Below are 26218 nucleotides of genomic sequence, written 5' to 3' on the forward strand. Positions count from 1 at the left end.
GGGCGTTGACGACATATCAGGTGTTATTGATCTTCCTGGTCGGACCCTCTCCGGTGATAGCATCGCGGCGTCTGCGGCCTTGATCCACTCAGCTTGGTGGTGATCCGAGGTCAGCCTGCTCTTCGTAGTAGCGCTCATGCAGTTCCCAGGTGCGCGCTGCGGATCTTTCCAAGGCGCGTTCCGGCGATGTCTGCATGTCGCGTCCCGGGAAAGGTATCGATGAATCGAGACGTGCTCATATGGTGCCTCGCTGTGACAGCGGTGATATCCACTGCCGCAGTCGTCGCGCTCATCGTCCGCACCAGAGCCCTAGGGGTCAGAAAGAGGCAGTTCGAAACCGAGTCGCAGCGCAGGCTCGCTGACGCCGATATGCGGCTGTCGGCCGCTGTCAACGACCTGCGGAAGTTCCGTGCCGAACAGGACGACGCTCTGCGAGAGGCGGAACGGACGGCTGAGGAGAGTACCAAGGCGGTCCTCAAGGGCGCCGTGCGCTTCCTGCAGAGTCTCGCGGCCGAGCAGACGACCCTCCTGGACGGCATCCAGCGCAGGTACGGCGGACACGCCGTCCTCTCGGACCTGCTGGACGTCAACCACGCCACCGCGCAGATGGCGCGCAAGGCGCAGGGCATCGCGGTCATGTGCGGTGCGCCCCTCGGCCGCCGCAGCCAGCCGGCGAGCGTCTACGACGTGGTGCGCAGCGCCCAGGGCCAGATCCGCAACTTCAACCGTGTCGAGATCATGCAGCAGAGCGGGATGGCGCTGAAGGCGTCCGCTGTCGCACCCGTTGCCCTGGCCGTCGCCGAGTTGCTTGACAACGCTGCCAGCTTCTCGCAGCACGACGCACCCATCGAGGTGACGTTCCAGCGTGTGCAGGACAACCTGTGCATCGTGATCGACGACGCCGGCGTCGGTATGAGTGACGAGGACCGGCAGAAGGCGACCGCGCTGTTGTCCGGTGACGCCGTCCCGCGCCTGTCGCAGCTCGGCGCCCAGCCGAAGTTCGGTCTGCCCGTGGTCGGTCTGATCGCGCGCCAGTACGGGTTCAAGGTGGACGTCACCGGGGTCTCCCGGTACGGCGGTGTCCGAGCGGTCGTCCTGCTGCCCAAGGAGCTGTGGACCATGGAAGAGACCCCACCGCCCACCCAGGACGCCCCGGTGAGAAGAATCCGCCGTATCCCCAGCGTGGAGGAGAACGCGGACGACACCCGCACGGTGCACGGCCTGCCGAAGCGGGGAGAGCGCCAGACCCCGACGGCCAGTGTCACCGACGCCGGGGGCGCGCCCGGCAGCGGGGCGCGACCGTTCAAGAAGGCCGGCCGGGGCAGTGGCGGTCTGGCCGCCATCCAGCGCGGCACCATGTCCGGCCGTGCCGTCGAGGCTCCGTCGTCCGAAGGGACCGAGGACGCATGACAGACATGTCGTGGATGGTCAGGGACATCGTGGACAACGTTCCCCGGGCCCGGCACGCCGTCGTGCTGTCCGCGGACGGTCTGCCGCGTGGGGCCACGGAGGGCCTGACGCAGAAAGACGTGAAGACGATCGCCGCCGCCATGTCGGGAATGCAGTCGTTGAGCCGGGCCACCGCGCACTTCGCCGGGTCCGCTGCGGAACGGCAGTGGAACCAGACGGTCATCGAGTTCTCCCACGGCTGGGTCTTTCTGATCGGAGCGGGCCAGGGCGCGTATCTGGCGGCTGCGGCGGAGCCGGATGTCGACCTCCAGCAACTCTCGTTCCGTATGAACCGGCTCGTCGCCCGGCTGGGCGACAATCTCACCTCACCGCCGCGCGTCGGCCTCGACGACCCTTCCCGGACCGCCGCGACACCGCCCTCGCGTACGGGACCTGAGAGCTCGGGCTTCGTCCTCAAGGAACTCGACGATGTCGTCGCCGAGGTGCGCGGCGCCCGGCACGCGCTGCTGCTCGGTTCCGACGGCCTGCCGCGCGGCGCGACTTCGGGCATCGGCAAGGACCTCGCGGACACCATGTCCGCGGCCATGACCGGCATCCACGCCTACAGCCGCGCAGCAGCGCAGTTCGCAGGCGGCGCCGAGGACGTCGAGTGGCAGCAGACGCTCATCGAGTACCAGCACGGCTGGCTCTTCCTCATCGCGGCCGGCGACGACGGCTTCCTCGCCGCCGCGGCCGAGCACGACTGCGACATCGAAGAGTTCACGACCCGCCTGTGCGACGCCGTACCCACCCTCTGGGCAGGCGAGGCGCACCGGCAGGAGAGGGCCGACCATGCCTGACAGCCCGGACGAAGAACTGGAACTGACCTCCCCCTTAGTACCGCTCTTCGTGATCACGAACGGACGTGACCTCCCCGCGGACCACGAGTACGAGCACACCGCACTGGTGACCGCACGCGACGCCACCTCAGCCGCTGCGGCACGCGCCCTGTCCCCGGAAGCCCGCAAGGTCATGGACCTGATCACCGACGGCTTCCTGTCGGTGGCGGAAGTCTCGGGCCACACGCACCTGCCGCTGGGCATCGTGCGGATCCTGCTGGCGCAGTTGGAGGAGGACGACCTCATCCTCGTGCGAAAGCCCATTCCGCGCGTGGAGCGAGCCGAACGCGAACTGCTCAGCGCCGTGCTGGACGGCCTCAGAACCAAATTCGGAGCGTAAGCCGTGTACCTGGATCCAGACATATCCAACTCGGTCAAAATCCTCATCGTGGGTCACTTCGGGGTCGGGAAGACCACGTTGATCGGCAGCATCTCCGAAATCGATCCCCTGCAGACCGAGGAGGAGATCACCGAGGCCAGCGAAGGTTTCGACGATCTCTCCGGAACCCCGAACAAGACAACCACCACCGTGGCCATGGACTTCGGCCGCCTCACCCTCAGCGACACCCTGGTCCTGTACCTCTTCGGGACGCCCGGACAGGAACGCTTCAAGGAGATGTGGGAGTCCCTGTCGCGTGGTGCGCTGGGCGCCCTCGTCCTGGTCGATCCCACACGGCTGCACGAGAGCTTCGCCGTCCTGGACCTGGTCGAGCGTTTCGGCCTGACGTACGCCATCGGCGTCAACCACTTCGAGGGCACCACCGAGTACCCGCTCGACGAAGTTCGCGAGGCCCTGAACCTCGCCGCGGACACGCCCATCGTGCACTGCGACGTACGCGACCAGAAGTCCTCGGCGCAGTCCCTCATCACCCTCGTGCAGCACCTCATGTCCATACTCGGCTAGGAGCCACGGCATGCAACAACAGATCAACTCCCATGGGACACCGCCGCCGGGGTGCCCCGCGCACGGCAACGTGCAGCTGTTCGGCCCCGAGTTCGGCTCCGACCCCGAGCAGCACTACGCCCACCTGCGCTCGCTGGGCCCCAGCGCTCCCGTCGACATCGCCCCCGACGTCCAGGTCGAGCTGATCACCAGTTACGACGCGGCCCTGCACATCCTGCAGAACCCCGCCTCCTTCGTCCGCGACTCACGGCGCTGGAACGCCCTCAACGAGAACCGGGTTCCGGCCGACAGCCCGGCCCTGCCCATGATGGGCTACCGCCCCAACGCGCTCTTCAGCGACGGAGCCGCCCACGCACGACTGCGCCAAGCGGTCACGGACAGCCTGGCCAGCATCGACGAGCTGCAACTCGTCCGCCAGACCCAGCAGTCCGCCGACTACCTGATCAACCAGTTCGCGACGGACATCCGCGGCCAGGCGGACCTGATGGCCGACTACGCCCAGCCGCTGCCGCTGCTCGTCTTCAGCAACCTGTTCGGCTGCCCGCCCGAGATCGGCGACCGCGTCATCGCCGGCATCAGCGGCATCTTCGAGGGAACGCCGGGCGCCGACCACGTGCTGGGCGGCGCGCTCGGCGAACTGATCGCCCTCAAGCACCGCCACCCCGGCGACGACGTGACGACCCGGCTCATGCAGCACTCCGCCGGACTCACCGACGAAGAGGTGCTGCACCAGCTCGTGACCCTGCTCTCCGGCGGCACCGCACCCCTGGCCGCCGCTATCGGCACCAGCAGCGCCCTGTACCTCAGCGAGGACTGGCAGGCCGGTCTGCCGGTCGAGGACGCGGTCGTCCAGACGCTGTGGAACTACGCGCCGATCGCCAACTACGCGGCCCACTACCCGACGCACGACGTCGAACTGGGCGGGCGCATCCTGCGGGCCAACGACCCGGTGGTCATCTCCTTCGCGGCGGCCAACACCGACCCGAAGCTGACCGAGCACCGCGAACAGCTCAGCGGCAAGGCGCACCTGGCCTTCGGCGCAGGACCGCACGCGTGCCCCGCCAAGGACCCGGCCTTCATGATCGCGGTCACCGCCGTCGAGGCACTGCTCAACCGGCTGCCCGACGTCGAGATGCGCGTGCGCTTCCAGGATCTCGCCTGGGTGCCGGCGCCCTGGAGCCGCTCTCTGATGAGCGTCCCGATCCGGTTCACCGCCCGCAACGCATTCCAGGCGGCCAGCGGCCCGTCCGCGGACCCGCAGGATCTTCGCCCCGGGGCCGCCTCTTCCGCGCAGCACAGCGGCACCCCCGCGTACCAGTCGGGAACCTCGCACACCGCGCCGAAGTCGAAATCGGGACTATTCAGTCGCTTCCTGGCGTGGACGAGAGGCGAGTGACGTAAGTAACCCTACGAGATCACAGTGTTACAGGATGCTTCAACCATCTCACGGGTACGTATGGCGGCTGTTGCTCAGAAAGGAGCCGCCATCGTGGGGAGCCTCACGACTCCGTCCTCCGACCGCAGGGCCACCGTCTCCCTCTTCTCCCGTCTGAGGACGGCGCAGGGACAGGCTGATCCCTTTCCTCTCTACACGGAACTACGGTCGAGGGGCGGGGTCAGCCCCGCCCCCTGGGGCGGCCTCCTCGTCACCAGTTTCGACACCTGCGACCGCATACTGCGCAGCGGCGACTGGCTGGAACCGGACAAGAGCTGGCGGGACCGACAAGGCCACAGCACCCGTTGGAACGCTCCGTCCGCACGCGAGATAAGCAACACGATGCCCGCCCTCAACCCACCGGAGCACACCAGCGTGCGCCGGGCGGCAGGCGGCTTCGACCGCACCACCATCCAGCGCATGGGTGAGACGGTGCGCGAGCTGACCGACGGTCTCCTCGACACCGTGGCCGACCGCCTGCGCGACGGCGAGGACGAGGCGGACTTCGCGGCCCTGGTGAGTGAGGAACTTCCCGTCGCCACCATCGGGGCCTGGCTCTCCCTGCCGTCCGCCGACTGGCCGCAGCTGCGTGAACTCACCCATGAACAGGTCTACACCCAGGAACTGCTGCCTTCGTCGAGCCAACTGGCGCGCTCCGACGTCGCCATGGCCGAACTGCGGTCCTACTTCATGGATCTGATCCGCGACCGACGCAGCCATCTGGGCGACGATCCGGTGTCACGCTGGATACAGACCTGGGACGCCAGGGAACCCGACCGGGACAAAGCCGATGAAGCGGTCTACTTCCTGGTCCTCTTCGTCCTCCTGGCAGCCCTCGAGACCACGTCCACGCTCCTGTCGACCACGGCGCTCATGCTCCTCGAAGAGCCGACGCGCTGGGACCTCCTCAGCACCCGTCCCGACCTGATACCCGCCTTCGTGGAAGAGACGCTGCGCTACGACCCGCCCATTCACGTGATCAGCCGAGTCGCCGCGAAAGACGGCTCCCTGAACGGAATGGAGGTCCGTGCGGACGACATGGTCCACCTCATGGTCGGAGCCGCCCACCGCGACCCGGTCGCGCACTCCGACCCCGAACAGTTCGACCCCCACCGCCCGACCAGCCACCACCTCGCTTTCAGCGGAGGCATCCACTACTGCCTCGGCGCCCCCCTGGCGCGGCTAGAAGCCCAGACGCTCCTGCGCCAGCTCGTCGGACGCCTACCCCGCCTCGCCCTGACCCGCCGCCCGCCGAGAGCACCCCGCGTGGCCTTCCGGCGGTTGCTGAGACTGGATGTCGCCCTCGCATGAACCACATACCCGCACCCCCCACCCCCCTCCGCACCGCTGTCGACGTCGAACAGGACGGCCCCGTCCTCCGGGTCCGTCTCAACCCGGCCCAGAAGGACGACGTCCTCGACACCGCCACTCTCGACGAGCTCATCACCCTGCTGGACGGCCTGCACGAACGACCCGACGTGCGCATCATGGTCCTGTCCTCCATGGGGCAGGATTTCTGCACGGGAGCAGACCGCAGCGAATACCTCGACGCCCTCGCCGCGGACTCGACGGGAAGCGCCCTGCGCCGTGCCGCGGACAAAGCCCACCGTCTGTGCCAGGCGCTCGAGAACACCCATGCCGTCACGATCGCCCAGCTCCACGGCAGAGTCATCGGAGCCGGACTCGCACTCGCCGCGTTCTGTGATCTGCGGGCAGGCGCGGACACCTGCCAGTTCCGCATGCCGGAGGTCGGACTCGGCCTCCCACCCGCCTGGGGCGGGGCCATAGGCCGACTGATATCCGAAGCCGGCGTCGCACGGATCCGTGAACTGGCGCTCACCTGCGAGATCTTCGACGCCCCCACCGCCCACCACATCGGCCTGCTCCACAAAGTGGTTCCCCCTGGCCAACTGGCCCGCGCCGTCGACGCATGGACCAGGCCACTCGCCCGGCGATCGCCCGAGAACCTCGTCCTGACCAAACGCATACTGGCCAGTTACACCCCAGCCCACGGAGCCGGCGGCGTCTCCCTGCTCGACTCCCACCTCTTGAGCAACGCCCTGAGATAGCCCCGGCGAGGTGGGGACGGGTCTGTCACACGAAGACGTCTGACAGACCCGCCGGCGGTTGCCGCAACGGTTCCGCCTCGTGGGTCAGTACCAAAGGTACAAGATCCAATGTCCTGCTACGTCCGGGCGGCAGTCGTAGGGATAGCCGAACCACTTGTAGAACCAATTACCGTTGTCAATACACTCGTTGATGTTCGGGTAGCCGTCGTAGAAATTCCATTCCGCAGGCACGGTCGAAGGAACCTGAACGGAGCTCCTTTCTACCGCCTGCGTCGCAGGCGCGGGTACAGCCGCTGCTATTCCTGCACCTGCCAGTGGCAGCATGCCGACGGCGACTACGGTCGCCATCCGACGGGCCCATGTAGCCCTCTTCATTTCTTCTCCCTTCCTCTGTTGCCGACCGCAAACTGGCACCGTGGCACGTGGCAGCTAAATCGGCGAGGGTATGCGATGCGTCAGATTGCTGTAGGCCATGCAATGCGGCTGTCTACCACCAGTCGGTGCATACGATCTGCCCGCTGGCCTCGCCACAGGCGCGCATCACGCGGCTGTTGTCGTCGAAGGCTGCGGTGTACAGACCTGTGTCAGTTCCCAGCATGCTGAAGCCGAGTTGGGGCTCCCACCTACCGGCACCCGCCTCATGTATGTTCAGGGCGCGGTCCAGCCAGATCGAATCGTATGTGCGGCCATTCGAAATCCGGCCCCAGGCACAGCCGGTGCCGTCGTGGTAGCGCAGCTCGTACAGCACACCACTGGCTGACTGTACCGATCGTGCGGTCCTTGGATTGGATTCCGCCCCAGCCGACCTCTGCGAACTCTGAGGTGTGCGGTTCCCACCGAACACCCACCCGATGAATCATCAGCTTGTTTCGCGTCACCGGTCCGGGCGACTTATTCGCTCTGCAGAGAGACCATGACCACGCGGCGATGGTCAGGCAAGGGAGAGCGCCTCTCTCCGGACGATCAGGCACCCCGGACAATTACGTGACCAGGCGTTCTACGTCGGTGATGACCCTGGGGATCAGGAGCGGCGGGCGACCCACGTGGTGCGGGTGGTCCGCACACTCAGGTCGCCACGGCGCGCGATGCTGTACGGCCGCGCTTCGTCGAGCAGGGCATCCAAGGCGGCCAGGTCGTCCGCGGCCAGGGCGCCGGCGGCGTGCGAACGCAGCTTGGCCAGACATGTCCGGGCGTACGCGTTCAGGGACGCTCCTGCCTGTGCGCGGTCGAGACGGATCTCGAAGGGGCGCCGCTCCTCGAGAGTGAATCCGGCATCCGTCAGCTCACCGGTCCACTCGTGGGGCGGCTGGGTGTTCGTGGCGGCGTGCAGGCGGGCCTCGAGGCCGGGCCGGCCGATACCGATGTCCTCGGGCAGGAACAAGGGAAAGAAGGGCATCTCCGTGACAGCGATGAGCCCGCCCGGGCGCAGGTGCTCGAAAGCCCGGGTGAACGTGCGGGCGGGGTCGGCCACATGGTGCAGGAACGCGGCGGCCCAGATCAGGTCGTACGGCCCGCCTTCACCGATCTGGGTCCAGGGCTCGTCGAGGTTCGCCTCCAGGGTGCTGATCCGGTCGGCGACGCCGTGCGCGGCGGCCTGTTTGTGCAGGCGGTGCAGCATCTGGGGGGAGATGTCCACCGCTGTCACATGCGCGGCGGGGAACTGGCGGGCGAGGGCGAGGCTGCCGGTGCCGGGACCGCTGCCCAGATCCAGGATCCGGTCCGGGGCGGGACCGGTGAGTTGTGCGAGCAGGTCGGTCAGCTCCGCGAGATAGGAAGCGAGGACCTCGGCGTCCAGTTCCAGCAGTTGTGCCATCGCGAGGTCGGAGCCCGTCGCCCGATCGTGCCCGATATGGTCGTGAGTGTCGCGGTGCATGTTCATAGGCCGACGGTAGAACGATCATTGTGACCCTGTCATAGGCTCTTGCCGGTGGAGCAAGAATCGACGTTGGACACCGCCGTCAGGATGCGGATCAGGTCGCTGCGCAAGACGCGCGGCTGGTCACTGGACAACCTGGCCGAGCGTGCGGGAATCAGTCCGTCCCAGCTCAGCCGCATCGAGACCGGGCACCGGCGTATCAGCCTCGATCAACTCATCGCCATCTCCGAGGCGCTGGGCAAGTCTCTCGACGAACTCGTCGAGTCCCCGGATGACTCCGACGTCGTCATCCGGCCCGAACGCAATGAGGCCCGCGGGCTGACCACTTGGCTCCTCACCCGAGGCGACAGCCCGCAAGGGCTGACCGTCGCCAAGATGCGCATCACCGACCAAGCGGGCAGCGTCACACCTGACGACTTGGGGGTTCATCCCGGCAGGGACTGGTTCACCGTGCTGTCCGGCATCGTCGTCCTGTATCTCGGCGAACGCGTCATCCGCGTCGAGGCCGGACAGGCTGCCTCGTTCTCCACCATGACCCCGCACGCCCTCCGCAGCGACCGCGGTCCCGCCGAGGTCCTGGTCATCCTCGACCACAACGGCGAACGCAGCCACCTCAACACCTGAGCCGACCTCAATGGCCGCCCAGAGAGCCGGGGTTACGCTCGTGCTGCACCACTCCGGGCTCCTCTTGTCGGGCTCGCTCCGGGCGCCGACGCCAGTCAGCAGGTTCGTGGGTCCGTGTCGCCGTCCTGGTCGGCCGAGTGAAGCAGTTCGATGACACGTTCCTCATAGCGGACGCGGGCCGGGGAGAAGTCGTACGGCATCTTGCCGACGGCCTCCATCGCGCTCATCCCCGCCCCGTCTCCTTCTTCGCCGGCGTGCTCGTCCTCCTGGTCCAGTAGGACGTTGAGGGCCTCTTCCAGGCCGGATCTTTCGATGGCGGCCGCCAAGGCGGTCTCGTGATCACATCGCTGGGCGGCCAGGTCTTCGATGCGGGGGTCGTCGGGGGACATGGTGTCGTCCAGGGCCGCCTCGGCCTCGGCCAGGCGGTCCTCCTCGGCCCGCAGCTCGGGGTGGGTGGCCAGGACGATGAACCGGTTGGCCTGCATAGCGGCGCCCAGAGGGCCGAAGATGCGCTCTGTGACCAGGAGGGTATCGAGGTCGGCGGAGCGCAGGGCTCCGGGAGGTAGGTCGCGCAGGCGACCAGTGAGCAGCGGTGAGAGCAGTCCCAGAGGGCTGCCCACCTCGCGGAGACGGGCCACGGCAGCCCGCTGGGCCTCGATGGCGGCCGCCTGGGAAGCGAGGGACTCCTCCAGGCGGGCCAGGGACTGCTCGATGCCGGTGGGGCCCTTGAAGGCTGCGTGGATGTCCTCCAGGGAGATACCCACATCGGCCATCCTGCGGATCCACAGCAGGCGGATCATGTCGTCGTATCCGTAGCGGCGGCGGTCATCGCTGCCCCGTTCCGGCTCGGCGAGGAGCCCGATGGCGTGGTAGTGGCGGATGGCACGGGGTGTGATCCCGGCGAACGCGGCAGCGTCGCCGATCTTGACCCGGCGGGGAATCGCAGGAAGGGGCATGCGAGGCAACCTCTCGATGTCGTGCTCGCCGCCCACTGGACCACATGCCGCTACGGCACATGCAACCCCTCTGCCGTGGGCGCGCCCGTACTCCCGCACCATCAAGGTCGTACGGACCGCTGCGCAGGTGGAGACGATGTCCTGGATGAGCAGACCTGAGGAACATCTGCGGGGTGGGGAACTGAATCAACGAGGGCCATCAGGGTGCGTCATTACATGGCACTGGCCACCAATGCGCGGCCGACACGTGGACCCGCGAGATGACGAGTATCGCTGCCCGGCACCGACGTGGCGTCTCACCCATGACGTCGATAAGGTCGGGGGTCCTGCGGACCGTTCAGGCGGCCCGGACCCGTGTCTTCACCTTTGCAAGGAGGTCGTCGATGCGTCTACATCCAGGCGAAACGGAGGCCGTTGGCTGGCGGGTGGTGACCGTGCCTGATGCCGTCCGGCAGCTGCGTGATGCATCACTCGGCGTCACCGGACGTCCGCGGGTGATCGCCATCGACGGCCGGGGCGGCGCCGGCAAGACGACTCTGGCCCAGCGGCTACGCAAGGCGGTGCCCAACTCCGCCGTCGTGCACACGGACGACATCGCCTGGAATCATGCCTATTTCGACTGGGGTGCCGTGCTCGTCGAGAACATCCTGCAGCCCCTGCACCGCGGTGAGGCGGTGGACTTCCGTCCTGATGCTTGGATCACCCACGACCGGCCCGGTTCGATCGTCGTCCCCGCTGGTGCCGACTTCATCTGGGTGGAGGGCACGGGCACCATCCGCACAGAGCTTGCCCCCTGGTTGGACGCTTCGGTGTGGATGCAGGGTGACCTCGATGAGCAAGAGCGCTTGTCAGACGTCCGCGACGGTGACTCCCCCGAGCAGCGGGAGCACGTGGCGAACTGGCTGCTGGAGGAACTGCCGTTCATGTTGCGAGAACAGCCGTGGGTCCGAGCCACCCTGATCGTCGCAGGTCCTCCGCACATCGACCACGACCCGGACACCGAGCTGGTCGTCGCTCCACCGACCAACCCATAGGTTTGAGGTGCTGTGGGCCCGCTGCAAGTGGCTGTCGAGGCGCGCGGCCGCATCAGTGAGGTACTCCTGATCCGTTACGACCACGGGTCCCAGCCACTCGACGCTGGCAAGCTGGTTGCTGCCATGGGCGCTACCAAGCAGGTTGGTGATAGCCCTCGTCCCCTCCAGAGTCGCGCAACCACGGCGGATGCGATGCCGCAGAACAGATCGTCCCGACCTATTCCTTCACCAGGTATCTGGCGAACACAAAGATGGCAAGAGCCCCCACCAGAGCACCAATGCAGGTCAGTACAAGGAGATCCCAGCTGAATCCCGAGGGTCAGCTTCATGTGGAGCATGCCGCCCTTGATGCCGGCCAGGCGCGTTTTGGCGTCGTCGTCGACGGAGGTCGGGGATGTGATGTTCAGGAGGGGGTCGCCGGTGTGGAGGCGGGAGACTTCAGCCACGGGGCGGAAGCCGAGGTCTCCGTCGGGTCGCATGGACAGTTCGATGGGGAGGCCGACGTTGTGGGCCCAGCCAGCGTCGTAGTGGGCGCGTTCGGTGCGCCGGTCCTGGGCGATGCTGAATACGAGGGAGCGCCCCTTGTAGTCGACGGTTCCGCTGGGACCGGTGAAGTGGTCGCCGTAGTCCAGCCCGCGTGCACTGCACCGCACCGGGTACGCCACACGGTCCGACCCGGCCGACCTCGGTGAGGTCAGCCCTACTTTCGACCTCACCGCTGCTCTGATCCCCGACACCACGGGGACGAGCGGACTGCGCCTGGTCACCTCCGCGGACGGCTCCGAGTACCTCGACATCACCCTCGACCCCGAGGCAGGGCGCCTCATCGTCGACCGCGGCCACGCATCACTGGAGCCTCGAGCACGCGGAGGCTCGTACGCCGTCCCGTGTCCGGCCGCGGCGCGCCCCGGCACCCCCGTCGAACTGCGCGTGATCGTGGACCGCTCGATAACCGAGGTCTATCTGGCCGACGGCCAGGTCCTGACCTCGAGGTTCTATCCGCTCGCCGACGGACCATGGCGGCTGCAGGCCCGCACGTCAGGCACCGGGCGCAGCGCTTTCGCCGCCGAAGCATGCGACTCGTCCCTGGGCGGCGCCCCTCGGGAATCGCTGCTGGCAGGCTGGATACTGGATAGGGGACGCGTGACTCTGCTTGAGAGTGTCTGCGAAGTTCCGTTCAGCGCACGCGAGTTGGTAGTCCCAGTGCTGGTGGGGCCGGGATGACCATGACACGACTTACGTATCGTGAACGGGACTTCTCAGACACCCGCTACTGCTCCGGATCAGAACGCGTATGGCCCGAAGCGGCCCCACGCCACGATCGCGGCCAGGATCAGCAGTACTCCGCTGGGTGCCAGCGCCGGGATCTCTCCCCGTCGCAGGTGCATCGCCACGGCGCCGATCATCACCAGGGCCAGGCCGGTTGCGGCGATCGGGACCAGAATCGGCGCGATGTCGACCATGGCGGGCAGGACCACGCCGATCGCGCCCAGCACCTCCAGCGCGCCGATCGCGCGGGGAGCCCAGCGCGGTGCGTCCTCGGCCCAGTCCTGGGCGGCGACGTACTTCTCGTGGGACAGAGCCAGCTTGAACAGTCCGGAAAAGAGGAATGCCGCGGCGAGAAGTGCCGCAATGACCCACATGACGATATTCATGATCTTCCAACCAAAGAAGGAGCTTGATAGGGGAGTCGACCGGACAACCGGGGAGGCGGCTGGCGTCATTGGAGGAACGCGGTCGCCGCCTTGGTGAACCAGCCGGGGTCTTCCTCGGCGACGAAATGCCCGGTCGGGGCGACCGCGCTCTGAACGTTGTCGGCGATGAGGGCCAACGCCTGGTCGGTGGCAGTGCCGGAGCGGGCGGAGGCGACGGCAAGGACGGGCATGGGCAGTTTCCGCTGGGCGAGCAGCGCGCGGTTCTCGCGTCCGTCGTCCAGGAGGGTGCGGTAGTGCTCGAAGCCGCCGCGCAGCCGCTCGCGCCCGGTGTAGGCCCGGGCGTAGGCGGCGAGTTCGTGGTCACTGAAGGTGCCCGGGTTGGACATGGCGGTGAACGTCGCGGTGAAGAACTCCAGCTCGTGGCCGTCGAAGAGCATTTCCGGAATGTGCGGGGTCATGAGGAAGCCGAAGTGCCACATGCCGCCCTCGGCGACGTTCATCGCCTCCTCCAGGCCGAAGCCGGGAAGGAGGGAGTCGACCAGAATCAGGTGCGAGACGTCCTCGGGGTGGGCAGTGGCCCAGGCGAAAGCGACCATGGCGCCGATGTCGTGACCGGCCACGGCCACGGGGCCGGTGAGGCTCAGGGCGGTGAGGATGCCGCGTATGTCGTCGGCCTGATTGGTTTTGGCGTAGCCGCCCTCGGGCCGGTCACTGTCGCCCGTGCCGCGCAGGTCGGGCACGATGACGGTGTGGTTCCGGGCGAAGTCCGGCATGACGCGGGCCCAGGCGCGTGAGGTCTGGGGCCAGCCGTGGAGCAGGACCAGGGTTGGACCGCTGCCGCCGACCGCGACCGACAGGCGGGTGTTGTTGGTGTCGACCTGCTGCACGGAGAAGTCATCGGGAAGCCAGTCAGCAGTGCTCATGGCAGGGGCCTTTCATGGAAGACAAGTGGTCAACAGGTGTACTGAGGGGGTGGCCGTATCGAGGCGCTGAAGGATGGAAGGCTTCGCCACGCCCGCCATGCCACGGCACGTGACGCGTGCTGGTGGCGAAGACGAGGTCACCCGGCAGGGGTGGCCAACCGGCGCAGGCGTTCCTCGCCGATCATGGTCAGCATGTCGGTGTGCCGGGGCTGCCAGCCCAGGTCCCGCTGCGCGCGGACGGCGCGGATACGGCCGGAGACGGCCATGATGAGGGCGCCGAATTCGCCCCACACGCCGGTGGCCTCGTCGGGGGTGAGGCCGCATGTCTTGACCCCGAGGTCGGCGGCGACGCGTTCGGCGATCCAGCGGTTGGGGGTCTCTCCGGCCACGGCGTGGTACAGCCCACCGGGCCGGCCCCTTTCCAGGGCGAGAGAGAACAGCCGGGTCACATCGTCGATGTGGACGTGACTGTAGGTGTTCAATCCTTCCCCGACGTAGCAGGCTGCTCCTGTCGCGGCCACCGACCGGTAGACCATCGACACGTGACCGTGATCGCCGGGCCCCCAGATCAGCCCGGGCCGGATGACCATCGCGCGCAGCCCGTCCTGGGCAGCGGCCAGGACGGCGTCCTCGGCGGCCTTGCGGTAGTCGGCCAGGGGCTCGGGCGTGAACGGGTCGTCCTCGGCGAACACATCCGGACTCCAGGCGCCCGCGGTGCGCTGTACGAGCACTCCGCTGCCGGACAGAAAGATCAGAGTCTTGTCCGTGCCGGCCAGGGCGCGGGTGAGGTCCTGAACGGTTGCGGTCTCCTGCTCCGATCCGGCCTGGGCGGCATAGATGACCGCGTCGGCGGTCCGGGCCGCCTCGATGACGGCGGCACGGTGTTCGGCCAGGTCGCCCGCCACAGGGGTGATGCTCCGGGACTCGAGGGTCGCGGCAGCGCTCTCGGTGCGGGCCAGACCCGTGACAGCGTGGCCTTCGGCGGACAGATACCGGGCCAGGGCGCCGCCGACGAAGCCGGTGGCGCCGATGATGAAGATGTTCACGGCGAGGCCCGTCAGGAGGGCAGGGTGCTGAGCTCGCCGCCGTCGGCGAACAGAACGGCGCCGTTGACGTAGGAGCTGGCCTCACTGACCAGGAACGAGACGATGTCGGCGATCTCGCTGGGTTCTCCGGCGCGGCCCCGAGCGTTGGTCTTGTCCAGCATCGCGGTGTGCTCGCCGAACATGGCCTTGGTGCCCTCGGTGTGCACGAGACCGGGCGAGACGGTGTTGACGCGCACGCCGGACGGGCCGAACTCGGTCGCCCAGTAGCGGGTGAGGATTTCCGCGCCGGCCTTGGAAGCGCCATAGGCGGCACCGATGGGGGCGGGCGTGCGGGCCGCGCTGGAACCGACGATCACGATCGAGCCCTGGCCGCGCTCGACCATGCCCGGTACCAGCGCACCGACCAGCAGGAACGGAGCGCGCGTATTGACCGCGATGTGTCGGTCGAAGCTCGCGGCGTCGCTCGCAGCCGTCGGGGCGAACTCGTACAGGCCCGCGCTGTTGACCAGGATGTCCACCGCCCCGGCCTCGGCGGCCAGGCGCAGTGTGTCGTCGGCGTCAGTGAGGTCGGCGGCGATGAAACGGGCACTGCCGCCCTCGCTCTCGATCTCCTTGACCAGGGCCTCGCCACGGGCCTGATCGCGGCCGTGCAGGACGACGTGCGCGCCCTGGGCGGCAAGGTTCCGCGCGATGGCCTTGCCGATGCCTGACGTTGCTCCGGTGACGAGTGCGGTACGGCCCCGCACAGTGCTGCTGGCGCTCATGGTGATCTTCCCTTTTGCGGTGCTCTCGGCGCACGGCAGGTATCGAGCCCGGCGCCCTTCCGTCATTCACTATGCATCACAGATGTTCTGCTCACAAGAACATCTGTCGTTGAGCGCATGTAGTACGATGTGCAGGTGAGCGCATCCACGTCCGAGAACAAGAAGCCGCGTGCCGAGGTGGAATCCCTGGCGCTGGACACCGATCTCGGCTGGGCGATCCGCATGGTCTCCACCGCGTTCCGCCGCGTCGCCACCGACTCCGTCGCGGACCTGCCCGGCGGAGCCCGCGGCTACCTGGTCCTGGTGGCACTGGCCGGCGGGAGCGAGCCGCCGTCACAGCTCGCCCTGGCCAAAGAGGTGAGTCTCGACCGCACCGTGATGACCTACCTTCTCGACGACCTCGAAGCCCACCAGCTGGTGACCCGCAAGCCCGACCCGCGCGACCGGCGCGCTCGCCAGGTCCTCATCACCGACACCGGGCGCGCTCGTCTCGCGGAAGTACGGCAAAGCCTCGGCTCCGCCGAAGCGCGCCTCCTCGCCGACCTCGACCGCAAGGACACCGAGCAACTGCGGACACTGCTGGCGCGCGTCGCGCAGACCGCGCAGCGAGAAGTCATCGCGCCCGACGAAGCGGAGTGCTAGCGCCGCGGCCCCATGAGTTCGGGCTCTGCAAGCCGCCCGATGCCCCGCGGGCGTCGACGTGGTCCCGCGACGCCCGCGGGTCGCTCGCCGGGGGCGGCGTTCGAATTGTTCAGGAGTTGCGGCAGCGCCGGTTGCCGGGGCTCAGTGGCGGTACGCGGCTATCGCGAGCTCGACGAAGGATCGGATCAACGGGTTGCTGTCACCTTCGTTCCACGCCGCCACCACTCGGCTCGGCTCCAGGTCGATCAGCGGTACCACGGCCAACTCCGCGGGCAGATCGTGTCCGAGTGGGGCCAAGCCGACCGTGCCGCTCCACAGCACGGCCTGCAGGCATTCCTGGACGGCGCGCACCGTCGGGCCCGTGCGCAGCCGGCCGCCGTTCCAGTACGACTGCCAGACGGGGTCGGTTCCCGCAGGGAACTGAAACCATCGACGGTCGCTCAGATCGGCCAGGCGCAACCGGTCTCGGCGGGCCAGCGGATCATCGGCGCGCAGGACCGCGCCGACCGGATCGGCCCGTAGCGCACGCACCGTCAGGGCGGTCTCGTCGAACGGAGCCCGAGTCAAGGCGGCGTCGACCAGTCCGGCGCGCAGCCCGCACGTCGGGTCGGTCAGATCGGTGTCGCGGATGCGGATGTCGATGCCGGGATGGCGTCGACGGTAGGCGGCCGCCAGCCTGGTCATTCCCGGGTCGGCCCCGTCACCCAGGATGCCGACGGTGATGGTCGCGACGCCGGCCGCCGCGCTCACGCGTACACGGACGCTGTCAGCATGATCGAGCAGGGCCCGCGCCTCGTCGAGCAGCACCGAACCCACCGGAGTGAGCGTGACGCCGACGGACGAGCGGGTGAACAGCAGGGCCCCGACACCGGCCTCCAACTGCCTGATCGCCCGGCTCAGCGGCGGCTGACTCATGTGCAGCCGTGCGGCGGCCCGGCCGAAGTGGAGTTCCTCGGCGACCGCCACGAAGTAACGCAAGGTCCGTAGCTCCACGCTGCAACGATACCGGCGAGGTATCGGCACCGCAGGATGGGTCTTGGACACCGGCAGGGCCCCGGCTGTGCACTGGTGAGCATGACCGAAGAAGTCGAGACCAGCGAACCGCAGGACGACCCCGCCGTATCCGTGGTGGGTCCCGCCGAAGGCGAGATGATCGTGCTGGGCACCACGCGCATGCGCGTCCTGGAAGATGGCAGCCACACCGGGCACCGCCTCGCGATCGCCGAGTCCGTCCTCGCCCCGCACACCCAAGGGCCACCGCAACATCGCCACGGCCGGCACGACGAGGGCTTCTACATCATCTCCGGCACCGTACGGTTCACCGTCGGGGCCGAGGACTACGACGCCACCGCGGGCACGCTCGTGATGGTTCCGCCAGGAACCCCGCACACCTTCGCCAACATGAGCGACCAGCCCGCGGTCATGCTCAGCACATTTACCCCGGACCTGTACGTGCAGTACTTCCGCGACCTTCAGGACGTACTCGCCGGCGGCCGGCCGCTGACACCACAGGCCAACATCGAGGCGATGAGCCGCTACGCGACCGAGCCCGCCACCGACCTCCGCTGAAGCCGACTGAACGGCACGGCCACCCTCCGTTCGGTCGGCAGGGCCGTGGCGCTCCCACCTTCAGCCGACCAGGCCCCTCAGACGAAGGACCTGGTCTTCTCCAGACCTCTCCTGGCAATCGACGCAATCGACGGGCCCGCGCACCGGTGGCCCATGAACGGGAACCATGAACATCGCCTATTGGATCGTCGCGGGACTTCTCGCCCTCTTCTACTTCTACGCGGGCGCGGTGAAAATGATCCGCAGCGGCGATCAACTCCGACCGATGATGGCCTGGGTCGACCGCGTACCCATGTCCGTCGTAAGGGCGCTGGGGGCGGTCGAGATACTCGGCGCGATCGGACTGATCCTGCCGCCGCTGACGGGCATCGCTCCCTCGCTGGCGCCGGCCGCGGCCATCGGCTTCCTGCTCCTGCAGATCGGTGCGGTCGCCGTCCACCTGACCGGCGAAGACCGCCGGATCACACTGAACGTCGGACTCATCGCCGCCGCGGCCGTGACCATCTGGCTGGCCATCGGACGGTGATCGACCACAGTTCTCGTCGCTTCGCCACACCGATGGCCACACCGATCGGGCGGCGGAGCCGTCGGGTCGGCACTCTTGCTCGCCGTCACTGTGGATGCGGGTTCTGCCGTTCGGGTGTGGCAGCGGGGCGGCTGGTCGGGTAGTCGAGGTCGGGGACCGGGCAGTTCAGCACGGACAGGCGTGCGACCACCTGGGCGGGGCTCATGCCTGTCCTGTTCACCATGTCCAGGATGTGCTCGACCGGCACGGCGCCGCCGAAGGGGGGAAGCGTCTCCAGCAGGTCGTTGTCGTCCACGGAGACTGCCGGGGACACGTGCACGGGGTGGCCCAGCCGGGTGAGCCGTTCCGCGACCGCCTGGGGACTGCGGCCGGCCGCCCGGGCGGCGCGCAGTACGTGTTTCACCGGTACGACCGTGTCGGGGTCGAGCCAGGGCCCACGAAGGCCGACGTCCTGGCTCAGCAGGATGATGTCCTCGTCGTCGAAGCGGTCCACTTCGGGCAGGGCGGGGGAGCGGTGGCCGAGTTCTCCGCGGCGGTCGTTGATCTCGGCGGGGGTGCGGCCGAGGTCGCCGACCTCCGCCTGTTCCGGAAGGCTCGCGGGGTCGGGCACGCGGTAACCCAGTGCGGCGTACCGGGCAGCGATGTCGGCGGGAGTCCGCTGCAGAACATGTGCCGCCCAGAGGATACTGCTCCTCAGCCGGGGATCGTCCTCGTCCTGCCAGGGCCAGCCACCGGAGAAGCTCTGGCTGGCCAGCGACAGGTCCTCCTGCTCCACGCTCTCCGGGAGGTGTTCCGGGCGGGGCACCTGGAGGCCGAGTTCGGCGTAGCGGGCCGCGATGTCGGCGGGGGAGCGCTTGAGCCGTCTGGCAGCCTTGAAAACGTGGCCTCTGAGCAGGAGACGTGCTGCGGTCCGATGAAGGGAGCGCAGCCGTCGAAGTGCTGGCTGAGCAGCTTGAGGTCGTCTTCCGTGACGGCGGCCAGCTGTTCAGCCGTCGGCACCCGGTGGCCGAGTTCGGCGAGTCTGGTACTGATCGAGGCGGGGTCGCCGCCGTGTTCGGCCGCAGCGCGCAGGATGTGGCTCAGCGAAACGGCGTCGGCGGGGTCCAGCCAGGGAGCATCGGCGTTCAGGTCGCGGCTGACGAGGATGCGGTCGTCACGGTCGACAGGGACCGGGAAGTTCGGCACAACGGCCTTTCGAAGCAGGTCGGGACACGGGCGGGGCGGTCGCGTCGGCGACGGCGGTCACTCGGCGACGGGGACATAGCGGTTCTCGTCGTCCCCTTCGTCCTTCTGCTGGCCGGACAGGTCGACTCGAACACCGAGCGGTTCGAAGGCGTCCCACTCCCGCAGCATCATGGCGTCGCTGAGGTAGTGATGGTGCAGATCGAGGAACCGCAGGTGGGTGAGGGACTGTCCGTCCAGCAGGGCTTGGGCGCCCTCGTCGCCGAGCGTGCCCATCGACAGGCGCAGGGACTCCAGACGCGCCGGCACCGGGGCATGCGCCATGGCTGCGGCGATCTCGTCCTGGAAGAGACTGTTCTGCAGGCCCAAGTGCCGCAGTGAGGGCAGACGTTCCCCGCTGAACAGCGGTGCGAGGTCCTCCATGGTCGTGTCGCAGCCGTACTCGTCGTCCCCCAGCCACAGCTCCAGATACTCCAGGGCCGGCAGGTCGCAGGCGGCCACGCTGCGCGTCACCGTGCCGGGCAGTCCGCCGGACTCCATCCGCAGGAAGCGCAGATTCTCGTGGCGGGTCGAGGTGAACTCCAGTTCCTCGGCGCCCCGCACCCCGAGCTCACGCAGCCGGGGGTACGCCTCCAGGACGGGACCCACATCGCACTGAATCAGCCAGGACATCTCGCTCTCCTCGTGGTCGACGTCTCCCAGGAACAGCGCTTCGAGGTTGGTCAGCTGTGAGCTCATGTCAACGACAGCGCCGACCGCGCCCTCGGGCCATCCGTCGCTCCCGTACCATCGGCTGCCGATGACCAGTGCTCGGACTTCCTCCATCGGCACGGCCTCGCAGAAGCGCTCCAGGTACACGTCGGAGTCTTCGTCGCCCTCCATCAGGCCGGTTCGCAGACGCCACGCCACCGAGGCGGCGCCGGGCAGAGGGCCTTCGTCCAAGGCTTGCGGGAAGGTCAGGACGGGAAGACCGTGGAATTCGTCCAAGTGGTCTGCCCGCCGCGGGTGTTGAGGCACATCGGCACGAAGCTGCACATCGGTTCCTTGAGGGTGTCACCGTCGAAGTTGCGCCCTGTTGTATCAGCACCGAGTGACAACGGCTCCGAACAGGCGGCCACTCCTCCGGACACCCCCGGGAAGCCACCGACATCCAGGAAGAAGGCATCGCCATCTGCTTCCAGCAGTTTCCTGACGTCGAGGTCCTCCCCGACGACAGCCGCCTCGGGCCTCGCCGTGATCACCCTGGGCAGGCGGTGAACGGCGATGTACGGGGGACCCGCGTGTGCGCGGTGGAGGTGGGTGCGGGCACCCGTGCCGCACCCGCTCCACCGGCGTCTCAGCGGCCCTTGTGGGCACCGCGGCGCAGCACGAGTGTGCTGCGACGGCCGAGCCTGGGCCGCTGCCCGGCGCCGATCGTCCGCCCCGTGGCGAGGGCGCGGACCGGTCCGAAGTGCTGCCGGACGGGCAGGGTGGAGGTCTTGGCCGTCACCCGTACCCGCGGTCCGGTCGTCGCCCGCCAGGCAGTTCTCCCGCTCCAGGGCCGGGCGGGGCCGGAATCCGGGCGGAATCCAGCCGGAGGACCCCGCCGAGCCACAGCACCCAGCCACAGCACCCCGCGGGCTCACTCTCAGGCGCCGGCACCGCCGTCGACCGGCACGATCGCGCCGGTCACCATCGAGGCGCGGTCGCTGAGGAGCCATGCGGCCGCTTCGGCGACCTCGCGGGGTTCGGCCATCCGTCCGAGCGGGATCGATGCCGTGATCTGCTCGACGACCCCCGGAGTCGCCGTCTCCCACGCGTCGATCATCTCGGTGGCGGTGCCGCCGGGGGTGATGCCGTTCACCCGGATCCCCTGAGGACCCCAGGTCACGGCCGCGGTCTCGGTGATGCTGTTGAGCGCGCGCTTCATGGCACCGTACGCGGGCAGGGCGGGGTTCGCGCGGCGGCTGCCGATGCTGGAGGTGTTGACGATCGCCCCGCCACCACCGCGTCGCATGAGCGCGGCCTCGGCGGTCATGGCGGTCCAGTGCGAGCGGAAGTTCACCGCGAACTGCTGGTCGATGTCCTCCTCGCTCGTGGCGTCGAGCGGGCCGGGCTGCTGAATCGCCGCGCCGTTGTTGAAGGCGCCGTCGAGCCGTCCGTGCAGCTCTTCGACACGGTCGACCGCGGCGCGGATGCTCACCCGGTCGGCGAGATCCAGGGTGACGGCGTCCGCGACGCCGCCGTCGGCGCGGATCTCCTGCACGATGCTGTCGAGGGCGTCCGTGCTGCGGGCGGCCAGTACGACGGAGGCGCCCTCCTTGGCGAAGAGCCGGGCCGATGCCGCCCCGATGCCGCGGCTGGCGCCGGTGATGAGGACGACCTTGCCGATGAGCAGTCCGATGGGTGCGTTGTCGGTGGTGTCGGTGTTTTCGGTCATGGCATCAGTGTCAGGCGGACCCCGAGGCCGGTACAGGCACAGGCTGTACCGGGATCCGTGACCGTGCGGCGTGCAGACTTCAGGTATGGACAAGCAGGAACTAGGGGCATTTCTCCGTAGCCGTCGCGAGCGGCTCCGGCCGCAGGACGTCGGCCTTCCGGCGGGCTCGCGGCGCCGGACACCGGGTCTGCGCCGCGAGGAGGCCGCAGTCCTCGCCCACATCTCCACGGAGTACTACATCAGGCTGGAGCAGGGCAGGGCGCCGCGGCCGTCGAGCGAGGTTCTCGCCGGGATCGCGGGCGCGCTGCGGCTCACCGACGCCGAGTCCGACCACCTCCACGTCCTCGCGGGTACCGCGCCGACCCGTGACCGGCTGCACCGGCGCGACGTCCGCCCGAGCATCCTGGCGCTCCTCGAAAGGCTGCCGCAGACAGCCGCCATCGTGATCTCGGCCACGTTCGAGGTGCTCGCGTGGAACGATCTGGCGGCCGCGCTCATGGAGGACTTCACCGAGCTCGCCCCGGCCGAACGCAACCTCGCGCGCCGGGCGTTCCTCCGGCCAACGGGACCCGACACGATGCCGTACGGGATCTCCGACGCCGCCGAGTTCCGTCACCAGGTCGTCATGGAACTCCGTGCCGCCCTCGCCCGCTACCCGACGGATTCCGAGGTCACCGGCCTGGTCGACGAACTCCGGGAGGTCAGCCCCGACTTCGCCCGGCTCTGGGAGCGGCACGACGTGCAGGCCGCGCCGATGCTCACGAAGACCTTCCGCCACCCGGTCGTCGGGGAGATCACCGTCGACTGCGACACGCTCCTGCTCAAGGACCGTGACCAGCACCTCGTGCTCTACAGCGCACCGCCGGATTCCCCCGACGCCGAGGCCCTCGCTCTTCTGCATGTCCTTGGAGCCGACGCCGACACCTATACGCGGTAGCGCCGCAGCCGGCCACGCCGAGCGCTCTCCCCGACGCGGCCGTCGAGAACGCACAGAACCGGTGACGACCCACCGCCACCGCAGTCCCAGCCAAGGACCCCGAGCCGCCCGCCACCCCGGATCAGTTGCTCTCGTAGCCGTGCTGACGGGAGACGGGTCGCGCGATCAAGTCGAATCGCGTACCACGAGTTCGTTCGGCATGATCACCGGGTCTGTGGGGCCGCCGTCTATCAGGTTGAGGAGCAGGTGGACGGCCGCGGTCGCCTGGTCCGCCATCGGGCTGCGTACCGAGGTGAGCGCGGGGCTGGTGTAGGACGCGGCTTCGATGTCGTCGAAGCCGATCACCGCCACGTCCTCCGGAACGCGTCGGCCCGCCTTCTGCAGGGTGCGCAGCGCTCCGATCGCCATCAGGTCGTTGGACGCGAACACCGCGTCGAGGCCGGGATCGTCCTCCAGGAGCTGGCGCATGGCTTCGGCGCCGGAGACTCTGGTGAAGTCGCCCAGTGCCACGATCGAGCGACGGCCGGTGTCCCGCAGCGTCTGCCGGTAGCCGTCGAGGCGCTCACGCGCCTCGTAGAGTTCGAGCGGTCCGGTGATGGTGGCGATCCGGCGCCGGCCGCGCTCCAGGAGGTGGTGTACGGCCAGTGCCGCTCCGCCGACGTTGTCCAGCGCCACGTACGGGACGTCCTGCGCGGAGGTGCGGTTGAAGGACACGACGGGCAGACCCTGCCGGGCGAGCGCGGCCGGCAGTGAATCCGCACCGTGCAGGGCGACCAGGAGCACACCGTCCACGTGTCCGCCGGCGATGTACTGCACCACCCGGGTCCGGCTCTGGTCCGATTCCGCGAGCATGAGCACGAGCCGTTTGCCCGCCTTCTCCAGCTCTCTGCTGACGGCGCGGACCACGGCGGAGAAGAGGGGGTCGTCGGAGACGACTCCCTGCGGCGGGTCGGAGACCACCACGGCGAGGGTGTCGGTGCGCCGGGTGACGAGGTTGCGGGCCGCCCCGTTGGGCACGTAACCCAGTTCGTGCACCGCGCGCATGACGACGTCCCGGATCTCCGGGGCGACCGTAGTCTCGCCGTTGATGACGCGGGAGACGCTCGATTTGGACACGCCCGCCCGGGCGGCGACCACTTCCAGAGTGGGGCGTTTCATACCTGTCCGTCCCCCGTGCCGCCGCCCGGGTTCGTGCGCGGGGCGGGTTTTCTCATCAGGGCGACCTCCGGCTCAGCGTCATGACGTTGTGGGCAGCGTATCCGCAGGTTGAGGCGTCATGAGCATGTCTATGAGCCTTTCGTCCCCCGTGCCATCTTCGGGCCGGCAGCCCACCACGGGCATCGTCAGGGATCGCTCCCTGAGAGGGTCAAGTGCGTTACACCGCTGTTTATTCAAGGTGAAACAGCTCTTGACAGCTTTCACGCGTCCCTCCATTCTCCCCTTCAGGGAGCGCTCCCTCACCTCGCCCCCCACCTGAGGAGTCGCCCATGCAAGCGCTGCTGCGCCGCTTCGCCTTATTTCTGACACTTGCGGCCTCACTACTCACTTTCATCGCTCTCCCCGCACCTTCCGCACAGGCTGCGGAGGTCCTGCTCTCGCAGGGAAAGACCGCCACCGCCTCAAGCACCGAGGGGAACTTCACCGCGCGGAGCGCCGTTGACGGAGACCCCGGGACCCGGTGGTCCAGCGCCTTCGCCGATCCGCAGTGGATCCAGATCGACCTCGGGGCAAGTGCCGCGATCAGCCGGGTCGTCCTCAACTGGGAAGCCGCGTACGGCACGGCGTTCAGGATCGAGGTGTCGAGCGACGCGCAGCAGTGGACCACCGTCCACCAGACGGCCGCGGGCACGGGCGGCACCCAGACCCTGACCGTTTCCGGCACCGGCCGGTATGTGCGCATGTATGGAACACAACGTGCCACCGCCTACGGCTACTCGCTGTGGGAGTTCCAGGTGTACGGCACCGCCGGCGGTTCCGGCGGCGACCCCGGCAGGCTGCTCTCCTACGGCAGGCCGGGCGCGGCGTCCTCGTCCCAGAGCGACGGGAACTGCTGGGAGTGCACACCGGCCAGGGCGTTCGACCGGGATCCGGCCTCCCGCTGGGCCACCAGCTCCACCACCGGATGGACCGACCCCGGCTGGATCTCCATCGACCTCGGCGCGACGGCACAGATCGACAAGGTCGTCCTGCAATGGGATCCCGCCTACGCCAAGTCCTTCCAGATCCAGGTCTCACCGAACGGCACCGACTGGACGCCGATCTACTCGACGACGTCCGGCACGGGCTTCAAGCAGACACTCGCCGTCTCCGGCTCCGGCCGCCATGTGCGTATGTACGGCACGGAACGTGCCACCCCCTACGGCTATTCGCTGTGGGAGTTCCAGGTGTACGGCACCGGTGGGGCCCCCATCACGCCCCCGCCCCTGCCGAGCGATCCCGCGAACCCGCCACAGCTGGTGTGGAGGGACGAGTTCGACGGCGCCGCGGGCACCAAGCCCGACGCCTCGAAGTGGCGGGCCGACCCGGGCACCGGGCCGAACAACGAGCTGGAGTACTACACCGACCACCGCAACGCCTCGCTGGACGGGTCGGGACACCTGGTGATGGAGGCCCGCAAGGAGGCCACCGCCGGATCGTCGTGCCCGCGTGACCCGTTGAGCGGCAGCACCACCTGCCAGTACACCTCGGCACGGATGAACACCGGCGCGACGTTCCAGTTCACCTACGGGCGCGTCGAAGCACGCATCAAGGTGCCCAAGGGCAACGGTCTGTGGCCCGCGTTCTGGATGATGGGCGCCGACTTCCTGACGGGCAGGCCGTGGCCGTACAACGGTGAGATCGACATCGTGGAGGTCCTCGGCAAGGACGTGAAGACCGCATACTCGACCGTCCACGCGCCGGCCTACAACGGCGGAGGCGGAATCGGCTCGCCGTACACCCTGCCCGGGAACGCCGACTTCTCCGACGACTTCCACACCTGGGCCGCCGACTGGAACAGCAAGGGCATCACCTACAGCCTGGACGGCCGGACCGTCTTCTCCCTCGACAAGGACCAGGTGGAGCAGACACGCGGGCCGTGGATCTTCGACCACCCGCACTACATGATCCTCAACCTCGCGGTCGGAGGTGACTGGCCGGGTCCGACGGACGCGAGCACACCCTTCCCGTCCAAGATGCTCGTCGACTTCGTACGGGTCTATCAGTAGCCGTCGGTTACCGGGCCGCTCCGCCCCGTCCCCTCGGGCGGAGCGGCCCTCCGGCAGGAAGCACCCCCCCCCCCCCCCCCCCCCCCCCCCCCCCCCCCCAGGGGGGGGGGGGGGGCCGGGGCGGGGGGGCCCCCCCCGCGGCACCCACTGGGGGGAGAGCCCC

At 68.5% G+C, this 26218-nt stretch carries 29 protein-coding genes; 15 read left to right on the forward strand and 14 right to left on the reverse strand.

The window, feature by feature from the left end; translation table 11 throughout:
• Window positions 1-369: 369 nt before the first annotated feature.
• From ACFYXC_RS20375 to ACFYXC_RS20405, 7 genes are all read left to right on the forward strand, one after another.
• A complete protein-coding gene (locus tag ACFYXC_RS20375) occupies window positions 370-1410 on the forward strand; it encodes an ATP-binding protein (RefSeq protein WP_389553501.1) in 1041 nt (346 codons plus the stop codon).
• 14 nt (window positions 1411-1424) lie between these two features.
• Complete coding sequence (locus ACFYXC_RS20380; protein ID WP_388926228.1) at window positions 1425-2249, forward strand: roadblock/LC7 domain-containing protein; 825 nt, start codon at window positions 1425-1427, stop codon at window positions 2247-2249.
• A complete protein-coding gene (locus tag ACFYXC_RS20385; protein ID WP_388926207.1) occupies window positions 2242-2628 on the forward strand; it encodes a DUF742 domain-containing protein in 387 nt (128 codons plus the stop codon). Before ACFYXC_RS20380 ends, ACFYXC_RS20385 begins: the two co-directional genes overlap by 8 nt.
• 3 nt (window positions 2629-2631) lie before the next feature.
• Window positions 2632-3192, forward strand: coding sequence for an ATP/GTP-binding protein (locus ACFYXC_RS20390; protein WP_388926210.1), 561 nt, complete (start codon window positions 2632-2634; stop codon window positions 3190-3192).
• Window positions 3193-3202: 10 nt separating this feature from the next.
• A complete protein-coding gene (locus ACFYXC_RS20395; RefSeq protein ID WP_388926213.1) occupies window positions 3203-4588 on the forward strand; it encodes a cytochrome P450 in 1386 nt (461 codons plus the stop codon).
• Between the two features lie 93 nt (window positions 4589-4681).
• The gene (locus ACFYXC_RS20400) at window positions 4682-5938 is read left to right on the forward strand and encodes a cytochrome P450 (RefSeq protein WP_389553430.1); all 1257 of its coding nucleotides are present in this window, start codon (window positions 4682-4684) and stop codon (window positions 5936-5938) included.
• On the forward strand, window positions 5935-6696 hold the full coding sequence (locus tag ACFYXC_RS20405; RefSeq protein ID WP_389553432.1) for an enoyl-CoA hydratase/isomerase family protein: 762 nt from the start codon (window positions 5935-5937) through the stop codon (window positions 6694-6696). The genes ACFYXC_RS20400 and ACFYXC_RS20405 overlap by 4 nt, the downstream gene beginning before the upstream one ends.
• A gap of 487 nt (window positions 6697-7183) precedes the next feature.
• Here ACFYXC_RS20405 and ACFYXC_RS20410 read toward each other — a convergent pair whose 3' ends face one another.
• A complete protein-coding gene (locus ACFYXC_RS20410; RefSeq protein WP_389553434.1) occupies window positions 7184-7444 on the reverse strand; it encodes a hypothetical protein in 261 nt (86 codons plus the stop codon).
• A 273-nt stretch (window positions 7445-7717) separates the two neighbouring features.
• Entirely contained in the window at window positions 7718-8575 is an 858-nt protein-coding gene (locus ACFYXC_RS20415) for a class I SAM-dependent methyltransferase (RefSeq protein WP_389553435.1), read from the reverse strand.
• Between the two features lie 84 nt (window positions 8576-8659).
• Here ACFYXC_RS20415 and ACFYXC_RS20420 point away from each other — a divergent pair, with 84 nt between their 5' ends.
• Window positions 8660-9196, forward strand: a complete 537-nt coding sequence (locus ACFYXC_RS20420; protein WP_389553503.1) for a helix-turn-helix domain-containing protein — start codon at window positions 8660-8662, stop codon at window positions 9194-9196.
• Between the two features lie 95 nt (window positions 9197-9291).
• Here ACFYXC_RS20420 and ACFYXC_RS20425 read toward each other — a convergent pair whose 3' ends face one another.
• Complete coding sequence (locus tag ACFYXC_RS20425) at window positions 9292-10152, reverse strand: MerR family transcriptional regulator (RefSeq protein WP_389553437.1); 861 nt, start codon at window positions 10150-10152, stop codon at window positions 9292-9294.
• Between the two features lie 494 nt (window positions 10153-10646).
• Here ACFYXC_RS20425 and ACFYXC_RS20430 point away from each other — a divergent pair, with 494 nt between their 5' ends.
• On the forward strand, window positions 10647-11186 hold the full coding sequence (locus ACFYXC_RS20430; RefSeq protein ID WP_389553439.1) for a hypothetical protein: 540 nt from the start codon (window positions 10647-10649) through the stop codon (window positions 11184-11186).
• Between the two features lie 642 nt (window positions 11187-11828).
• A complete protein-coding gene (locus ACFYXC_RS20435) occupies window positions 11829-12410 on the forward strand; it encodes a GH32 C-terminal domain-containing protein (RefSeq protein ID WP_389553505.1) in 582 nt (193 codons plus the stop codon).
• Window positions 12411-12469: 59 nt separating this feature from the next.
• On the opposite strand, the gene ACFYXC_RS20440 is transcribed toward ACFYXC_RS20435, so the two are convergent.
• From ACFYXC_RS20440 to ACFYXC_RS20455, 4 genes are all read right to left on the reverse strand, one after another.
• The gene (locus ACFYXC_RS20440) at window positions 12470-12829 is read right to left on the reverse strand and encodes a DoxX family protein (RefSeq protein ID WP_389553441.1); all 360 of its coding nucleotides are present in this window, start codon (window positions 12827-12829) and stop codon (window positions 12470-12472) included.
• Between the two features lie 77 nt (window positions 12830-12906).
• Complete coding sequence (locus ACFYXC_RS20445; protein ID WP_389553443.1) at window positions 12907-13764, reverse strand: alpha/beta fold hydrolase; 858 nt, start codon at window positions 13762-13764, stop codon at window positions 12907-12909.
• Window positions 13765-13901: 137 nt separating this feature from the next.
• Window positions 13902-14810, reverse strand: coding sequence for an NAD-dependent epimerase/dehydratase family protein (locus ACFYXC_RS20450; RefSeq protein WP_389553444.1), 909 nt, complete (start codon window positions 14808-14810; stop codon window positions 13902-13904).
• Between the two features lie 11 nt (window positions 14811-14821).
• Entirely contained in the window at window positions 14822-15574 is a 753-nt protein-coding gene (locus ACFYXC_RS20455) for an SDR family NAD(P)-dependent oxidoreductase (protein WP_389553445.1), read from the reverse strand.
• A 135-nt stretch (window positions 15575-15709) separates the two neighbouring features.
• On the opposite strand from ACFYXC_RS20455, the gene ACFYXC_RS20460 reads away from it, so the two are divergent.
• Entirely contained in the window at window positions 15710-16216 is a 507-nt protein-coding gene (locus tag ACFYXC_RS20460; RefSeq protein WP_389553447.1) for a MarR family winged helix-turn-helix transcriptional regulator, read from the forward strand.
• 141 nt (window positions 16217-16357) lie between these two features.
• On the opposite strand, the gene ACFYXC_RS20465 is transcribed toward ACFYXC_RS20460, so the two are convergent.
• Window positions 16358-17209: a LysR family transcriptional regulator gene (locus tag ACFYXC_RS20465; RefSeq protein ID WP_389553449.1), complete on the reverse strand. Its 852-nt coding sequence runs from the start codon at window positions 17207-17209 to the stop codon at window positions 16358-16360.
• Between the two features lie 81 nt (window positions 17210-17290).
• Between ACFYXC_RS20465 and ACFYXC_RS20470 the strand changes: the two genes are divergently transcribed.
• Window positions 17291-17785 (forward strand): cupin domain-containing protein, encoded by a 495-nt coding sequence (locus tag ACFYXC_RS20470; protein WP_389553451.1) that lies wholly within the window; start codon window positions 17291-17293, stop codon window positions 17783-17785.
• Window positions 17786-17951: 166 nt separating this feature from the next.
• Window positions 17952-18311, forward strand: a complete 360-nt coding sequence (locus tag ACFYXC_RS20475; protein WP_389553452.1) for a DoxX family protein — start codon at window positions 17952-17954, stop codon at window positions 18309-18311.
• 85 nt (window positions 18312-18396) lie between these two features.
• Here ACFYXC_RS20475 and ACFYXC_RS20480 read toward each other — a convergent pair whose 3' ends face one another.
• From ACFYXC_RS20480 to ACFYXC_RS20500, 5 genes are all read right to left on the reverse strand, one after another.
• Window positions 18397-19086, reverse strand: a complete 690-nt coding sequence (locus tag ACFYXC_RS20480; RefSeq protein WP_389553454.1) for a hypothetical protein — start codon at window positions 19084-19086, stop codon at window positions 18397-18399.
• 467 nt (window positions 19087-19553) lie between these two features.
• Window positions 19554-20435, reverse strand: a complete 882-nt coding sequence (locus ACFYXC_RS20485) for an STM4015 family protein (RefSeq protein WP_389553456.1) — start codon at window positions 20433-20435, stop codon at window positions 19554-19556.
• Between the two features lie 14 nt (window positions 20436-20449).
• A complete protein-coding gene (locus ACFYXC_RS20490) occupies window positions 20450-20734 on the reverse strand; it encodes a hypothetical protein (RefSeq protein ID WP_389553458.1) in 285 nt (94 codons plus the stop codon).
• A 95-nt stretch (window positions 20735-20829) separates the two neighbouring features.
• Window positions 20830-20982, reverse strand: a complete 153-nt coding sequence (locus ACFYXC_RS20495; RefSeq protein WP_389553460.1) for a hypothetical protein — start codon at window positions 20980-20982, stop codon at window positions 20830-20832.
• Window positions 20983-21120: 138 nt separating this feature from the next.
• Window positions 21121-21912 carry an SDR family NAD(P)-dependent oxidoreductase gene (locus ACFYXC_RS20500; protein WP_389553462.1) on the reverse strand — a complete coding sequence of 264 codons (792 nt, stop codon included), beginning with the start codon at window positions 21910-21912 and terminating at the stop codon, window positions 21121-21123.
• A gap of 85 nt (window positions 21913-21997) precedes the next feature.
• Here ACFYXC_RS20500 and ACFYXC_RS20505 point away from each other — a divergent pair, with 85 nt between their 5' ends.
• Complete coding sequence (locus tag ACFYXC_RS20505; protein WP_389553464.1) at window positions 21998-22849, forward strand: helix-turn-helix transcriptional regulator; 852 nt, start codon at window positions 21998-22000, stop codon at window positions 22847-22849.
• Between the two features lie 165 nt (window positions 22850-23014).
• On the opposite strand, the gene ACFYXC_RS20510 is transcribed toward ACFYXC_RS20505, so the two are convergent.
• On the reverse strand, window positions 23015-24007 hold the full coding sequence (locus ACFYXC_RS20510; protein ID WP_389553466.1) for a LacI family DNA-binding transcriptional regulator: 993 nt from the start codon (window positions 24005-24007) through the stop codon (window positions 23015-23017).
• A gap of 329 nt (window positions 24008-24336) precedes the next feature.
• On the opposite strand from ACFYXC_RS20510, the gene ACFYXC_RS20515 reads away from it, so the two are divergent.
• Window positions 24337-26055 carry a discoidin domain-containing protein gene (locus ACFYXC_RS20515; protein WP_388923463.1) on the forward strand — a complete coding sequence of 573 codons (1719 nt, stop codon included), beginning with the start codon at window positions 24337-24339 and terminating at the stop codon, window positions 26053-26055.
• Window positions 26056-26218 lie beyond the last annotated feature (163 nt).

Origin of the sequence: Streptomyces sp. NPDC002701 (genome assembly GCF_042889045.1) — a bacterium.
In the GTDB taxonomy this organism is placed as follows: domain Bacteria; phylum Actinomycetota; class Actinomycetes; order Streptomycetales; family Streptomycetaceae; genus Streptomyces.